At 47.4% G+C, this 16,289-nt stretch carries 13 protein-coding genes and 1 pseudogene; 10 read left to right on the top strand and 4 right to left on the bottom strand.

Translation table 11 applies throughout. The annotated features are described in order from the left end of the window. Positions 1–765 carry a DUF3450 domain-containing protein gene (locus AOT11_RS06085; RefSeq protein WP_026050274.1) on the bottom strand — a complete coding sequence of 255 codons (765 nt, stop codon included), beginning with the start codon at positions 763–765 and terminating at the stop codon, positions 1–3. Positions 766–848: 83 nt separating this feature from the next. Then, a complete protein-coding gene (locus AOT11_RS06080; RefSeq protein WP_017420479.1) occupies positions 849–3,437 on the bottom strand; it encodes a TonB-dependent receptor in 2,589 nt (862 codons plus the stop codon). Between the two features lie 833 nt (positions 3,438–4,270). Here AOT11_RS06080 and AOT11_RS06075 point away from each other — a divergent pair. The 7 genes from AOT11_RS06075 (at position 4,271) to AOT11_RS06045 (ending at position 11,631) form a co-directional block, all read left to right on the top strand. Continuing rightward, entirely contained in the window at positions 4,271–5,296 is a 1,026-nt protein-coding gene (locus tag AOT11_RS06075) for an ABC transporter permease subunit (RefSeq protein WP_017420478.1), read from the top strand. A gap of 1 nt (position 5,297) precedes the next feature. After that, positions 5,298–6,341, top strand: a complete 1,044-nt coding sequence (locus AOT11_RS06070; protein ID WP_017420477.1) for an ABC transporter permease — start codon at positions 5,298–5,300, stop codon at positions 6,339–6,341. A 41-nt stretch (positions 6,342–6,382) separates the two neighbouring features. Then, positions 6,383–8,209, top strand: coding sequence for an extracellular solute-binding protein (locus tag AOT11_RS06065; protein WP_017420476.1), 1,827 nt, complete (start codon positions 6,383–6,385; stop codon positions 8,207–8,209). Positions 8,210–8,235: 26 nt separating this feature from the next. After that, a complete protein-coding gene (locus tag AOT11_RS06060) occupies positions 8,236–9,105 on the top strand; it encodes an ABC transporter ATP-binding protein (protein ID WP_017420475.1) in 870 nt (289 codons plus the stop codon). A gap of 10 nt (positions 9,106–9,115) precedes the next feature. Beyond that, a complete protein-coding gene (locus AOT11_RS06055) occupies positions 9,116–9,955 on the top strand; it encodes an ABC transporter ATP-binding protein (RefSeq protein WP_080586378.1) in 840 nt (279 codons plus the stop codon). A 143-nt stretch (positions 9,956–10,098) separates the two neighbouring features. After that, entirely contained in the window at positions 10,099–10,524 is a 426-nt protein-coding gene (locus AOT11_RS06050; RefSeq protein WP_026050275.1) for a phosphate-starvation-inducible protein PsiE, read from the top strand. A 102-nt stretch (positions 10,525–10,626) separates the two neighbouring features. Continuing rightward, on the top strand, positions 10,627–11,631 hold the full coding sequence (locus AOT11_RS06045; RefSeq protein ID WP_017420472.1) for a YecA family protein: 1,005 nt from the start codon (positions 10,627–10,629) through the stop codon (positions 11,629–11,631). Positions 11,632–11,828: 197 nt separating this feature from the next. On the opposite strand, the gene AOT11_RS06040 is transcribed toward AOT11_RS06045, so the two are convergent. Further along, the gene (locus AOT11_RS06040) at positions 11,829–13,001 is read right to left on the bottom strand and encodes a MerR family transcriptional regulator (protein WP_017420471.1); all 1,173 of its coding nucleotides are present in this window, start codon (positions 12,999–13,001) and stop codon (positions 11,829–11,831) included. 229 nt (positions 13,002–13,230) lie between these two features. Between AOT11_RS06040 and AOT11_RS06035 the strand changes: the two are divergent. After that, positions 13,231–13,422 (top strand): annotated as a pseudogene (locus AOT11_RS06035) (hypothetical protein); the annotation flags it as partial. A gap of 148 nt (positions 13,423–13,570) precedes the next feature. Here the strand turns inward: AOT11_RS06035 and AOT11_RS06030 are convergent. Further along, complete coding sequence (locus AOT11_RS06030; RefSeq protein WP_017420469.1) at positions 13,571–14,437, bottom strand: YicC/YloC family endoribonuclease; 867 nt, start codon at positions 14,435–14,437, stop codon at positions 13,571–13,573. Between the two features lie 192 nt (positions 14,438–14,629). Here AOT11_RS06030 and rph point away from each other — a divergent pair, with 192 nt between their 5' ends. Next, positions 14,630–15,346: a ribonuclease PH gene (rph, locus tag AOT11_RS06025; protein ID WP_011078901.1), complete on the top strand. Its 717-nt coding sequence runs from the start codon at positions 14,630–14,632 to the stop codon at positions 15,344–15,346. 228 nt (positions 15,347–15,574) lie between these two features. Continuing rightward, on the top strand, positions 15,575–16,216 hold the full coding sequence (gene pyrE / locus AOT11_RS06020) for an orotate phosphoribosyltransferase (protein WP_011078900.1): 642 nt from the start codon (positions 15,575–15,577) through the stop codon (positions 16,214–16,216). Positions 16,217–16,289: the final 73 nt, after the last annotated feature.

Here is a 16,289-nt window from a genome sequence, read left to right as displayed (position 1 = left end):
TTATTCCTCCCCAGCAAACACTGGCAATTTGATCAGAGCCGGTGGCGCTTGTTTCTTCGCGATACGAATCCCTTGCTGTACGGCAATACGGTAGCTTTCAGGCAGCGCTTCCCATTGGCGGGTTTGCTGGTTCCACATACCGGTTTCAACGCCGTCTGGAGATTGGTAGAGCAACGCGGTACGACCGATGCGCAGGAAGTCGTAAGTCACCACTTCACCATTGCGATCTAAGCTGGCTTTGTAAGATTCGATAGAACGAGAGAAGCCTTCTTCGATTTGGTACGCTTCCATCACTTTGCGGAATTTTTCCGAGGTGGTGACGTCTGCGCGATCCATCAGCTCGCGTAGTTCGTTGATTCGTTTGTTGCGTTCTTTGGTTTGGAATGGCAGATCGAGCGTGACGATTTCGTCGAGCGCATCAATCATTTTTAAAGTCAGTGGTACGACTTCCATCGCGGTTTGGTCAATCTGCGCGATTTGGCGATCTAATGAATCCAGTTCGCCTTGCTGCGATTGCACCATGCGATTGATCTGCTCGTTGTAGACTTTCATGCTGTCTACTTGGCGCATAATGGCCTTGTATTCGGCGAGCATGGTGTCGGTGCTATCCGCGTAGCCATCGATTTTGTTTTGAGAGGCTTGAGCGGCTTTATTCGTGCCTGCCTGAGTGGAAATCACGCTTCCTGCGTCTGCGGCTAACGCGCTGCCTGTTAGGCTCAGCATCGCTACGGTGAGTGCACTCACGCCAAATTTCTTTAACGTCATGGTTGCATCCTTGTCAGTGTTTTTGTCAGTCGAAAAGGGCGCAGGCATTTCCCGCGCCAAAAGGGTTTACAAAGCGTGGCTATTTAGAAGTCGTAAGACGCCTCAACATACACTTGGCGACCAATTGGATCGTCATAACTGTCCGCGTAGAACGGAGAAGTATCGTTTAGAGGATCTTTTGGTGGCTCTTTATCAAACATGTTGATGATGCCTAGAGTGACACGACCACTTTCGTTGAATTGGTAAGACGTTGTTAGGTTCCACGTTGTCATACTTGAGATCTTAGTTTCGTAACCCGCTTTTTTCGCAGCGTCACAATCTTCGAAGTAGTAGTCGTTCGCGTAACTTGTACACATCTCGTCGCGGAACTTACCAAATAGGTTCACGTTCACGTCTTGGTATGCCCAGCCTAGGTTCAATGTTGCTGTGTATTCCGGTAGGAAGTCACGTTCATCGATCACTGGCTCACTGCTGCTTTCTTGAGATTCTGCAATCAAGATCTTAGTGATAGAGAACTTGGTTGAGAATGAACCCATGTTTGCCGTGTCGTACGCATAACCCAATGACAAGTCGATACCTGAGCGCGTTTCAAACGCTTGGTTTACTGGGCCATAAATAACGGTTTTGATGGTGCCATCTGGGTTACGAACCACTTGGGTACCTGGGTACTTAGACGGATCGTTGATAACGTCTTGGTAAGAAGGGGCAGACACCACGTTTTCCATTTTGATGTGGTACCAGTCAACCGTTAAGCCAAGATCATCAACAGGTTCCCACGCTAGACCCAAGTTGATGTTGGTGCTGGTTTCTTCTTCAAGCTCGGCGTTTGGACCGTTTACCGTATCAAAGTACTGTGTTGAACACTCAGGAATGGTGTCGTTAGGGCCAGTACCGCCTACAGAAGCACAAAGTTGTGGATCGAAGCCTGAGCCAAACGCTTTGGTTTCTTCACCAAACAGACGTTTTAGGTCTGGTGCGCGGAAACCAAGGCCGTAGCTACCGCGTAGCAATAGGGTATCGGTAGGACGGTAAGCGATCGACGCTTTCGGTGTAAAAGCACCGCCAGTCGCTGAATCATCAAAGTAGTGGTCATAACGACCCGCTAGCGTTACTTCTAGGTCTTCCAGTACTGGGATCAGCACTTCCACACCTAAACCGATTTGGTCACGCTCACCACCACCAGAAGTGCCGCCTAGACCAGAGAATCCACCTGCTTTGGTGATCGCATCGATAGATTCGTTGTAATCGGTACGGTTCCATTCACCGTAAACCGCAAAACCAGACATACCTGCAGGCAGTTCCACTAGATCGCCAGCAAGTGATCCGTTGATAGAGTAGAGTTTTGAGTACGCTTCTTTGGTTGAGCGACCGCTGTATTTGGCAACGTCGGCAGCTGAGATCGTATCGAGTAGGTCGATGTCACCGTTTTGAACCGCTTGATCGAGTGTGTTTAACACCGCAGGGTTGTCGGTCTCGACTTTTTGCTCAGAATAACTGGCGTACACTTCCCAATCGTAGGTATTTGCCAGTAAACCCGTTAAACCTGTGGTTAAGCCGAACGCGTTCGCTTCCGTGTTGCTTTCACGTGGGCCAAATTCCACCAAGCGACGAGTGTATTTACCTTCGCCACGGAAGTGTGTTGCGTCCGTTTCAATGTCGTATGGGTTCGGTTCGAAAATGGAAGAGGTAGATTTGTAACCGAAACGCGCTTCTGCCATCGCAGTTAGATCATCATTAAGATCCATTTCACCACGAAGTAGTAGGTCAACTTGTTTGTTTTCCGGTTTTAATGAGCGATACGCTGAGCGGTTAAAACCACACTTGCCATCGGCGCGATCGATACCATGTTCACCCACAACGTCTTGACACGTTTTGTTATTGACCGCAGGTGTTAGAACGTTGCCGGTGCCTTTTTCAACAAAGCTCGCACCGTAGCTAGAGTAAGCACCGAAGGCAGAGCGATCGGAGTTATCGTCACCCGCCCAGCTTCTGTCGCTTTGTTGCAGCATTTCGTTGCCCGCTAACTGCGCAACAAACAAAACACGCTTATCTTCCATGTCTTTACCCGCAACGATATCAAGACGGCCGTTTTCGTAGCCACCTTCAGTCGCATCGCCATAACGCGCTTTCACAGACACGCCGTCGAAATCTTTCTTGAGGATAAAGTTAACCACACCGCCGATCGCATCAGAACCGTAGATGGCCGAACCTGAGTCAGTCATCACTTCCACACGCTCAATCGCTGATACAGGGATTTGGCCAATGTCTTGGAAGTTTGAAACGCCGTTTTGTGCCAGCGGGTACTGCGGCATACGACGACCGTCGATCAAAATCAACGTACGTGAAGCGCCTAGGCCGCGAAGGTTAACCGACTGCGCTGCTGGAGTGAACGAGAATGAGTTGGTTTGTGCGAGTGTACCACCCGTGTTTTGCGTCAAGCTGTTGAGAATATCTTGTGCGCTGTTAAATCCTTTCGCCGCAATATCTTTGCTGGTAATGACGGTGACAGGAGAAGGTCCTTCCATCTCAGTAGTTGAGATTCGTGAACCAGTGACTTTCATCTTTTGTAGTTGCTCGACTTGCTGCTCTTCTGCGAAAGCTATCGGGGACATGGCTGCTGTACCCAATGCAAGGCTGATCGCAACGGATAAGGCTGTTGTGTTTTTATACATCCGTGTTGCTCCGTGTTGCTTAATTCCTATGTTTGGTCTGAACGACGACCAAATGTGACGTTAATGTTTCGTTAACGTTTCGCGACAGATATACATGAGATGAATTTTGCAAGTCAAACCAGTGGGATGCGCGGCTAATAAAATGTAAAAAATATGTAAAATTTTAAATTAAGTTGTATATGCAGCATGATTATCTGTGATTTGGTGCACTTTATTGTGAAATGTTTCAATAAAACACCGTATTTTGTGTTGTGCGCATTATCTAATGGTATGTGTTGGAGGGTGGATCTATTGTAGTGAAATATGTTGGGTAATTTTATTTGTCTGAAGCTTTAAACTGAATGATGTATTATGCTTCATTTTTGTGCAAACTGGTAAGATGAGTCTGATGGTATCAAATTATGATACCCCTTGTATCATAAGGGCTCATCATGGTTTTTGCGTTTTTTAACTGTTAGAATGGCTGACTGTTTATTGTGCAATATTGCATTTTTATGTAGTGCAAAAGCCCCATTCATTACAGTTTGATATTCTGTGATGGGAAAACGAGCAGTTTTTTATATTTTTTTACAAATTTATTTATAGAATTTAGATGTAGTTGGTAATTTGTCATGCTTTCATCACAAATACTTGAAGCTTTGGTTATTTCAAGATACATATGGCGCTTAATATCTGGCGTTGAGCTTGAATTCCAGAGATTGAAGCTGTTCAGGATGAACATTTCGACCGACTTATTTCAATTAAGTTCCTAATTCTCTAGATAAGTTAGAATTTGATTATTTATTAAATTAACAAACTCTAATTTATAGGCAGTCGACATGGAGTAGTTGTATATGCTGTCATATTTTCTGCGCCGACTGGCGCTGGTCATTCCTACTTTCCTAGGAATTACTATTCTTATCTTTGCTATTACCCGTTTTGTTCCTGGTGGCCCAGTTGAACGCATGCTGTCTAAAATGCAGGCACAAGGTGACGGCGCTGCGGCGATGACCACCGCAGGGGGCAACTCGGCACTCTCTGAAGAGCAAATGGCGGAACTCAACGCCTTTTATGGTTTGGATAAACCTGTTGCACAGGCGTATTTGGATTGGCTAAGCAAGCTGATTAGGTTGGATTTTGGCGAGTCCACTCGCTATTACGAACCAGTGGGAGACATGATCGCAGAGCGTCTTCCGGTTTCCCTCTTCTACGGTGGCATGACCTTTTTTATCAGTTACTTCATTTCTATTCCACTGGGCTATTACAAAGCGCTCCGGCATGGTTCGGTTTTTGATTCCGCCTCGTCGATTTTAATTTTTGTTGGCTATGCGCTGCCCGGTTATGTGGTGGGTGTTCTGCTGATCACACTCTTTTCCTACCACCTAGAATGGTTCCCGATGGGGGGCTTTGTCGGCGATGATTTCGATGATTTGGAGACGTTTTTTGAGCGTGCGAAAGACGTCATGTGGCACGCGGTCTTGCCGCTTATCTGTTATTTGATTGGTGATTTCGCCACGTTGACGTTGACGATGAAAAATAACCTGATGGAGAACTTGTCATCGGATTATATTCGTACCGCAATCGCCAAAGGCTTGCCGTTTAAAACGGCAGTACGCAAACACGCTTTACGAAATAGTTTAATTCCTATTGCTAGCCATTTTGGTAATTCCTTACTCTTCTTTATGACTGGTGCGTTCTTAATTGAGGTTATTTTCAATATCGATGGCATAGGTTTATTAGGCTATGAGTCGATCATTGAGCGTGATTATCCTGTTGTAATGGGTATTGTGGCAATTAATGCGGTGCTTCTCCTGCTAGGAAATATCATTTCCGATGTTTGTGTTGCGCTGGTCGATCCTCGTGTGAAGTTTGGAGCTTAATATGATCAAAGTGAGTCCGTTAACTCAAAAGAAAATAAGAAGCTTCAAGGCGATCAAGCGTGGCTATTGGTCTTTCATTCTTCTTTCTGCAATGTTGGTGTTATCGCTGTTCGCTGAATTGCTGATCAACAGCAAAGCTTTGATGGTGAAATACGATGGCCATTATTACTTTCCCGTCATCAGTGATGTGAGAAGTGGCAGTGAGTTTGGGCAAGAGTCTGCGGGTGAAGCCAACTATCGCCAGTTGCAAAAACAGTTTGCAGCGGATGAGTCAGGCAACTTCGTGATCATGCCGATTGTGCCGTGGAACCCCTACGAGCAGGACTTCTCGGGCGATTTTCCGCCGACTGCGCCCAGTGCAGAATCAAAACACTATCTCGGCACCGATGTGATTGGTCGCGATATTCTCGCGCGACTGGTGTACGGTTTTCGGACCGCGATGGGGTTCGCACTGCTGACGATGGCCATCTCTTATACAATTGGTACTGCGGTGGGCTGTGCGATGGGCTATTGGGGCGGCAAATTTGACCTGTTTGTCCAGCGACTGATAGAGATCTGGTCGATGGTACCGTTTTTGTACGTCATCATGATTTTGGTCTCGATTGTGCAACCGACTTTCGCGCTCTTTGTTGGCATCAACGTGCTATTTGGTTGGATGGGCATGACGTGGTACATGCGCACCATGACCTATAAAGAGTCAGCGCGCGAATATGTACTGGCGGCCAAAGCGCTTGGTGCTTCAACTTCGCGGATTCTCTTCCAGCATATCTTGCCAAATACCATGGTGATGATCGTGACGCTAGCGCCGTTTACCATCGCTGGCAATATTACGGCATTAACGGCGTTGGATTACTTAGGACTAGGATTGATGCCGCCAACGCCAAGCTGGGGTGAACTGCTACAGCAAGGGAAATCAAACTTGGATTCGCCTTGGATTGTGGCCTCAGTGGTGAGCTCTATCGTTGCTGTGTTGGTGATGGTGACCTTTATTGGTGAAGCCATTCGTGCAGCCTTTGATCCGAAAAAATTCACCCGTTACGTTTAGATGGTCAATACTGTTGGAACGGATAATATAGGGACATAATGATGAAAAAAACGTTACTAACCACAGCGTTATCGCTGATGAGTGCTGGTGTTTACGCCACCACTTTACCTGCGGATGTGAACTGGCAGACCAACTGGGATGAGCCGTTGTTTGCTTCTTCAGATGCCAAATTTGGCGGGACATTCCGTACTTTCATTCAAAGCTTTCCACAAACTTTACGCAGTGTTGGGCCTGATTCTAACTCAGGGTTGCGTTCGTTTTTCCTCGATGAAACCCCTGCGCTGGTAGACCAACATCCAGACACGTTGGAGTGGATCCCGGCCTTAGCCAATGAATGGGCCTTCGCTGGGGATAACCGCACGGTTTATTTCAAATTAAACCCCAATGCCAAATGGTCGGACGGCAAACCCGTGACGGCCGATGACTTCGTTTTTATGCTCAAGTTTTACCGCTCAAAAGATTTGGTAGCACCTTGGTATAACGAGTACTACACCAATGTGATTGACGATGTGCAGAAAATTGATCAGCACACCTTCGCGGCGGTGAGCAAAGTTGAGAAAAACCAAGAAGATCTTCTCTATACCTTAGGCGCGCTTCGTCCGCGACCTGCGCACTTTTATGCCAAGCCAGCAAAAGATGAAAATGGCGACGGCATCGACGATAACTTCGTGCGCAAATACAACTTCAAAGCTGAGCCAACCACCAACGCTTATTACCTTGATGACATTAAGAAGGGCAAAAGCGTCACCTTCAAACACGTTGGTCAAGATTGGTGGGGGTATAGCAACAAGTATTATCAACACCGTTACAATGTGGAGAAAATCCGTATCACGGTGATCCGCGATAACGACATCGCGATGAAGCATTTCGAAAAAGGCGATTTGGATACTTTTGGCCTAATTCTACCCGATTTGTGGCACGACAAATCCAACACAGAACCGTACCAAAAAGGCTACATCGAGAAGTTCTGGGGCTACAACCAAACCCCGCAAGGCGCGGGTGGACTGTGGATGAACGTTGCCACGCCTCTGCTGGATGATCTCAATGTGCGTAAAGGGATCATGCATGCTACAGATTACGATGGCATGATCGATAAGATCACCCGTGGTGACTACTCACGTAAGCCTCACGCGCTCGGTTCTGGCCATGGTAAATACGACTTGCCTAACCCAGTGCCGCCTAAGTTTGATCCGGAATTAGCCATTCGTTACTTTGAAGCGGCGGGCTTTAACCAAATTGGTGCCGATGGGGTGCGGGTTAACGATAAAGGGCAGCGTCTCAGTTTCGCCATCACCTATGGTTATGCTCACCACACGCCACGTATCGCGTATTTGAAAGAGCAAGCGAAGAAAGCGGGATTGGAGTTTGAACTAAAACTGGTGGATGGTTCCTCTGCGTTTAAATTCATCCTCGAGAAAAAGCATGAACTGGCGTTCTTAGATATGGGTACTTCCGATGTGCCAGCTTATTGGGAGTACTTCCATTCGGCCAATGCGAATCGCCCACAAACCAATAACCACACCAATTTCAGCACGCCTGAACTGGACAAGTTAATCATGGCGTACAAAAACGAATTTGATTTGGAGAAGAAGTACAGCTATTCCCATCAAATTCAGCAAATTATTAGCGATGCGAACCTGATTGTTCCAGGCTACATGGTACCGTATACCCGTGTGGGTTACTGGCGCTGGTTGAAGTACCCACAAAAGGCGATGACCAAAAAATCGGAAGTCTTATTTACCAGTGGTGGTGCGATTGGTTTAGGGACATTCTGGATCGATAAAGATGCGAAGAAAGAAACCGAAAAAGCCATTAAAGCAGGGAAGGCATTTGCTCCTGTGACGGTCATTGATGACACCTATAAATGATAAGTTGGCCACAAGAAGGAAGCGCGATGCAGGATGATGTGATTCTGAGTGTCAGAGATCTTGAGGTCTCTTTCACCACCGATGATGGCCCAGTCAAGGTATTGCACGGCGTCAATTTTGACGTTCGTGCAGGACGCACTTTGGGACTGGTTGGTGAGTCTGGCAGTGGCAAAAGTGTCACTTCCATGTCGATCATGGGGTTGTTGCCCAAGCCTTATGGTCAGATTGTGAATGGACAAATTCTCTATCGCGGCACCGATTTGGTGACGCTGCCTGCTGAGCAGATGTACGCGATGCGTGGTGATCGAATCTCCATCATTTTTCAAGATCCAATGACGGCGCTTAATCCAGTTCACACCGTTGGTCGCCAGATTAACGAAGTCTTAGAGTTACACCGCCCTGATTTGGATAAACGTGCTCGCAACGAGTACGCCCTTGAGATGCTGAAAAAAGTGAAAATTCCACTGCCAGAGAAGCGCCTCAATGAGTACCCGCACAACCTATCTGGCGGGATGCGTCAGCGCGTGATGATCGCCATGGCACTGGCGTGCAAACCGGATATCTTGATCTGTGATGAGCCAACTACTGCGTTGGATGTGACCGTTCAGGCCTCCATTTTGGAACTGATGAACGAGTTACAGCAAGAAACCGGTATGGCGATGATATTCATCACGCATGATCTGGGTGTGGTGGCGGAAGTGTGCGACGACGTCGCGGTCATGTACGGTGGTCGGATTGTTGAGTACGCAGAGATTTTTGAACTGTTTGATCATCCTAAGCACCCCTACACTGAACGGTTGATGGGCTTAATGCCAAGCTTGGACAGTGAGCCTAAGCAGCTCATCGACATTAAGCCGATGGATAGTCGCATGTTTGAAGTCAGTCAGAGGAGCTAAGGAATTCAGGATGAGTAAAGAAGTATTAAGGATTGAAAACCTCAAACAGCATTTTGTCTCTGGCAAAGGCTTGTTTCGCAAAGGCTATACCGTCAAAGCGGTGGATGGCGTCAGTTTATCGGTCAACCAAGGGGAAACCTTAGGTTTGGTTGGCGAGTCGGGTTGTGGCAAAAGCACCTTAGGGCGTACGCTGCTTAAACTGTATGAACCGACGGAAGGGCACATTTTCTTTGAAGGGCGCGATATCACCAAGCTTTCTCCCAAAGAGATGCGCCCGCTGCGCAAAGAAATGCAAATTGTTTTCCAAGATCCGATGGAGTCGCTCAATCAGCGTCATACCATAGGTATGATTTTGGAAGAGCCTTTTATCATCCATAAGGTTGGCACTCCGGAGGAGCGTAAAACTTGGGTGAAAGAGTTACTGGTGAAAGTGGGATTGCCCGCAGAAGCCGTTAATCGTTATCCACATGAGTTCTCCGGCGGCCAGCGTCAACGCATCGGTATTGCGCGCGCGATTGCGTTAAAGCCTAAATTGCTTATTTGTGATGAGTCCGTTTCTGCGTTAGATGTCTCTGTGCAAGCGCAAATTCTTAATCTGTTACTTCAGTTACAGCAAGAAATGAACTTGGCGATCATTTTCATTTCGCACGATCTGTCGGTAGTGAAACATGTCTCCGACAAAGTGGCAGTGATGTACTTCGGTAAAGTTGTGGAAGAGGGCTGCGCCAAAGAGATCTATGCCAATCCACAAAACGATTACACCAAAAAACTGTTGTCTGCGATTCCAATTACCCATCCCAAATATCGCAAACACAAACGCAAAGCCGAGCAGCAAAAAGACGTGGCGTAACGACGCTTACATCCAATCCAACTCAGCCAAAACCACGGCTTTTGTCGTGTTTGGCTGAGCCCAAACAGACGCTCTCTTCTGTTTGGCTAATACCGCATGTTACACTGCCAGCTCAGTTCATTGTTTTGCTTGGAATGTTACAAGTGCCGTCACATCTACCGAAATCATTCAGTCGCCCATTCTTAAAAATCTTTCATATCTTGGAAGCGGTCTTGTTGGTTGCCATTACGGTGGCCACGCTTTATGCCATGGTGCAAGAATTCATTCATGTGTTTGTGGAAAAGCGGGTGCTACTCACCGACATCTTATTAATGTTCATTTATCTCGAAGTGCTGGCGATGGTGCAGCAGTTTGTGGTGAATGGTAAGATTCCAGTCCGTTATCCTATCTATATTGCGATGATGGCGATTGCTCGTTACATCACTCTCGGCATGAAAGAGCTGGATGCGGTCCTCATTGTTTGGCTCTCTGTTGCTGCGTTTGTTTTGGCGGCTGCCACGTTGCTGATACGTGTGGGTCACCACTACTGGCCGTATGTAGATAGTTATACAGCAGAAAAAGATGAGTAACTCGATGTCTCGATATGAGTGAAGTTCTATTGTACACAGTGATCTCGGTGAGAGATCGCACAATCGCTGCCACGTAAGGCCAATTGGAGAGAGTGTGTAAAAATGAAAATCGGACGTAACGAACCTTGCTCCTGTGGCAGTGGCAAAAAATACAAGCGCTGTTGTATGAGTCGTTCAGAAAAAATACATAGTCAGCTGTCTGATGATGCCGAGCAACTGCTTGCCATGAACCCAGACTTAACACTCGATGAACTCAATCTAGTGATGCAACATAAAGCGAATCAGCTGAACAACACGCCCAATCCCGATTTTTGTGGTCTCAGCCCAACACAAATGGCCAATTGGCTTTATGCGCCTTTCAACGAGTTGCAGTGGGTGACAATCAGCACGCCAGACGATCTCTCTGCCAGCCCAGTGATGCGTTATTTAACCCTCATTCTTGATGAAGCGATGGCACAAGAGGGATCATTCAAAGCCACCAGTAAAGGCAATTTACCGACTAAGTTGGTTAAACAGGCCAGTGAGTTGTTGCCTGAGTTTGCCGTTGCTCAGTTCGAACGTGATCTCAGTATCAGCGAGTTTGCGGGTAGCAACGAGGACAAATTCAATGCCTTGCACTACACCAGAGTGCTAGCCGAAATTAGCGGCATTATTTATCAGCGAAGCGGTCGCTACCATGTAAAAAAATCAGCACAAAAGCAGTATCAAGCTCTAGGCATACAGGCTTTTTTCAAACCTATGTTAGAAGCCGCCATCAGCCAATATAACTGGGGTTATTTGGACGGTTTTGAGTTTGATGTCGACTTGCAAGCCTTTTGGTTGTTTATGCTGTGGCGAGTTCAAAGCCACAATAGTGTAGAACAGCTGGTTGAAGAGGTGATGACAGCTTTCCCCGATTTACTGCTAGCATTTCCGACGGGTGATTACTTCTCGCCAGAAAGAAACGTAAGCATGCTCATCGAATCCCGATTTATTGAGCGATTTTTGCAGTTTTGGGGATTTATCATCATCGATCCGATACGTTATTTAGATGGTGAGCCTGTATCTAGAATGGTTCAGACACAGCCGTTGTTAAAACAAGCCTTTCAATTCTCCATTGACGCATAGCAAGGTCGCCTGAGTGCTGCTGGCTGCAAAATCAAGCGACTAGAACTAGTGTCAGTGGTTACGGCGCGGCATCACGCTAACTTCTTAGCTGAACGCAGTCTATCAGTTTAAAGTGGATGAGGCGGCGTTTGAGCACTTTGTCGCGGCGAAAAATAGCCGTAAAGCGCTGTTCTATCTTCTCAAAGCAGGGCGATCCGTTATGCGCCTTTGCGTAGTACAAACATCTGATAGCCAAACGCGCCGAGGTCGCGTTCATAAATCGCAATTTCTTGCTCGAGATCTGCAATGGCGGTTGAATTTGGCATGCTGACTTTGACATCCGCAACCCGCGCTTTGAGTGGTCGATAGTAATCATGCCATGCTTGTTCACTCATAGTGAAATGATCAATCACATCAAAGCCGGCTTGGCGTATTTGTGTTAAGCGTTTTTCGATGGTTTGCATATCTGGGTATTCACCTGCCCAGAACGCTATCGCTTCTGGGTTTGGGTCATTCGTTAACCAGACTAGGTCACTCACTACCATGACGCCGCTATCAGTGAGCAATTTACGCCATTGGGCTAACGCTTTTTCGATGCCCATGATGTAGGCTGAGCCTTCTGACCAGATGCAGTCAAAGCTTTCAGGTGCGAAAGGCAGATTCGTCATGCTGGCGCAGCATAGAGTTACGCGGGTATCTAATCCCTGCTCCGTGAGGCGTTCACCGAGTTCATCAAGCGCACTTTGCTCGTTATCCACCGCCACAATATTTGCGTGGGTGTGCTTTGCCAATAAACGGGTTGAAAAGCCTTTGCCACAGCCAATATCAATAATTTTGCTGGGTGTTGTTGGAAGCGTGAAAAGTGCTTTTAGCGAATCGGCATCACAGCTCGGTCCCCAGCGTTCTAAGTGTTGAAATACCGTCATAAAGTCAGCCATGTATTGTTCGTGTTCGTTCATATCTTTTGATAACCATTTCAAATGTAGGGCTTGTTGTTCATTAAAGCCTTGCTGCTTTAACCAATCCAGATGGGCATCTGGCGCTAATTTATCGGTCTGTTGGTGCCAAAGCCGAAGCGAACCCTCACCAAGCAAGGCGGCAAGCAATGTGCGAGCTTGCTGCTTTTGAACTATTTCTTCGTCCAACTGCTGCAAGCGTTTTTCAAGTACAGAGCGCTGCACCTTGCTGTCCAAAAAGGACTTACATTCCTTCAGCGTTAAGCCGCCTGCTTGCAGTTGCAGCAACAAGTGCAACTGCTGAACATCTTTATCCGAATACAGCCGATAGCCGTTGGTTTGTCGAACACCTTGCAGCAAACCGAGCTTTTCGTAGTAGAGCAAGGTTGACCGTGACAACCCGACTTTTTCAGCTAACTCGGAAATGCGATACATGGATAGAACCTCCTTTAACAATGGCACGGCGGACTCAAACAGACCAGAACGCGAATGACGATAAACTATGAAGTTATAGACAGGTCAAATGTGGTTAGCAAAAAAAATTGTCCAATAAAACGCATGGATGAGCACTCAACTTGCATTCCATACTTTTATGCGCATAGAAGTGTTGTTTTTCTTGGTCGAGCATAAAAAAGAACCTAAAAACTCCCTTTTCTTCTTTGTTGGTAAGCGATTGTTTTTATTTGTGCGTGAACAAACCAAAGATGAATACGGCCGCACTATGGGTTTTGTGAATTATGGTGAAGTGGATTATGTATCACACACAGGCTCACAACCAATGAGTATTACTTGGCAGCTAAAAGAGCCAATGCCGCACTTTATGTGGCAACAAGCCGCGAAGTTGGCAGTGGGGTAATGTTGCTGACATCACATTGGTTGATTTGAGAATATCGGTAAACCGATTTGGTCCGGAAAAATTAAAAAAGCCCTGTATTTACAAGGCTTTTTTCCAGGAAATACAGAGCATTTAAGACATTCTTGGACGGGGTACTCCCCTCAAGAATCTATTCGATATTTTGGATCTGCTCGCGCATTTGTTCGATCAGCACTTTAAGCTCAACACCTGAAGCGGTGATGTCAGTGGCGATCGATTTTGACGCGAGCGTGTTGGATTCACGGTTGAACTCTTGCATCATGAAATCCAAACGACGGCCAACGGCACCGCCTTTTTTCAAAATGTTGGTGGTCTCTTTAACGTGAGAATCGAGGCGATCCAGCTCTTCTGCTACATCTGATTTCTGCGCCAAAATGATCAGCTCTTGCTCCACGCGAGAAGCATCCAGTTCCACCTTGGCTTCTTCGAATTTCGAGAACAGACGCTCACGCTGCCACTCAATGATCTCTGGCATGCGGGCACGTACTTTCACCACTTCTGCGGTGATGGCTGCTAGGCGCTGCTCAATCAAGGCTTTCATGTTGTCGCCTTCACGGCCACGCGCTTCGATAAATTCGTTGAGTGCTTGATCAAAAGCGGCCAACAATTGCTGATTAATGGCGTCCATATCTTGCTCTGGCGTTTCCATTACACCAGGCCACTGCATCACTTGGAATGGGTTGATGCGGCTATCTTCACCGGTGAGCTGCATGATTTGCTTTGCGGCACCAATCACTTGGCTCGCTAAGGTCTCATTGATCGTCAGTTCGCTGCGCGCCGCTGGGTTGGCTTCAAATCTTAGGCTGCACTCGACTTTGCCGCGAGCAAGGCGTTGGCGAAAACGCTCGCGCAGAACGGGTTCTAGACCGCGGAACTGCTCTGGCATGCGGAAGTAGGTTTCTAGGTAGCGTTGGTTAACACTGCGGATTTCCCATACCGCGCTGCCCCAATCGGCTTTGATCTCTTTGCGCGCGTATGCGGTCATGCTGTAAATCATCGAATTTTCCTGTTTTATCATCTTTGAAAATAACGCTTGGCAATAGTAGCACAGAATGGCGTTGCGGCTAGGCGTGAAGCATTGTTGCTAAAACTGTGAGCTAAAAACCGTGAGCCTTTCCCTAGTGCCTTGCGGTGGTTTCCGCTATACTTCACCCCCAATCAAATCGATCCCCAGAAAAGGTATTCATCCATGCGTCCAAATGATCGCGCGGCAGACCAAGTGCGCCCAATTAAAATTACTCGTAACTACACGGCTTATGCGGAAGGCTCCGTGCTGGTTGAGTTTGGTAATACCAAGGTGCTGTGTAATGCGACCGTGGAAGAATCGGTGCCTCGTTGGCTAAAAGGCCAAGGTAAAGGCTGGGTGACGGCGGAATATGGCATGCTGCCACGCGCAACTCATTCACGTACTCGTCGTGAAGCGGCCAATGGCAAGCAAGGCGGTCGTACCATGGAGATTCAACGCTTGATCGCACGTAGCTTGCGCGCGGTGGTGGATCTGGAAGCGATGGGTGAGTTTATGATCACCGTGGACTGTGATGTCATCCAAGCCGATGGCGGCACACGCACTGCGTCAATCAGTGGTGCTAGCGTGGCCATGGCGGATGCATTCCAGCATCTTGTTGACAGTGGCAAGCTAAAAGCAAATCCAATGAAAGGTCATGTGGCTGCGGTTTCAGTCGGCATTTTGGGTGAAGATGTTCTGTGTGACTTAGAATACGTGGAAGATTCGGCGGCGGATACCGACATGAACGTAGTGATGACGGAAGAAGGCAAGATGATCGAAATCCAAGGCACTGCCGAAGGCGAACCGTTTAGCCATGAACAATTGCTGGCTCTGCTCGAGTCGGCCAAGAAGGGCATTAGCGAGATCGTCGCGGCGCAGAAGGCGGCGTTAGCCAATTGATTTAGATAGCTCCCATTTGGGGGCTATTTTTTTGTTTTCTTCTTAGATAACTTAACCGCGTTGTTAGCTTCAACTTTTCACTCCATCACATAGCGCACTATGCTCAGGAGCTGAAAAGTCTCGCTGCCTAGCTGTAAAGCTATCTACTTTGAAAACACTCTTATAGTTTGAGTTATCTTTTCTAGGGACTAGATACTAGGCACTAGAAACTAATAAACGGAGAAAGTAATGAAAGCATACCAGCGTGAATTTATTGAGTTTGCACTAGAGAAACAAGTCCTTAAGTTTGGCGAGTTTACGTTGAAATCTGGCCGTAAAAGCCCATATTTCTTTAACGCTGGTCTTTTCAATACAGGTCGTGATTTGGCACGCCTTGGTCGTTTTTACGCGGCGGCGTTAGCCGATTCCGGCATTGAGTTCGACGTACTCTTTGGCCCTGCGTACAAAGGCATTCCGATTGCCACCACCACTGCTGTTGCGCTGGCGGATCACCATGATATCGACACGCCTTACTGCTTCAACCGTAAAGAAGCCAAAGATCACGGCGAAGGCGGTAACTTGGTTGGCTCGGCGCTAGAAGGGCGCATTATGCTGGTGGACGACGTGATCACCGCGGGCACAGCGATTCGCGAATCGATGGAAATCATCCAGGCCAATGGCGCCGATCTGGCTGGCGTATTGGTGGCGATTGACCGCCAAGAAAAAGGGAAGGGTGAGCTGTCTGCGATTCAGGAAGTTGAACGTGATTTCGCTTGTGCGGTGATTTCTATCGTTAGCCTGTCGGACTTGATCACTTTCTTGGAAGAGAAAGGCGATGCAGCGGAGCATCTTGATGCGGTGAAAGCGTATCGCGCCCAATACGGGATCTAAGTAAAAGGCAGAGGCTAGATTCTAGGAAAAGCAGATCCTAGAATCTAGTTATCTAGTTATCTAGTTATCTAGT

This window comes from Vibrio vulnificus NBRC 15645 = ATCC 27562, from assembly GCF_002224265.1.
GTDB lineage: Bacteria > Pseudomonadota > Gammaproteobacteria > Enterobacterales > Vibrionaceae > Vibrio > Vibrio vulnificus.
Note: the sequence above shows the minus strand (reverse complement) of the source record. Positions and strands in the feature narration are given on the sequence as shown.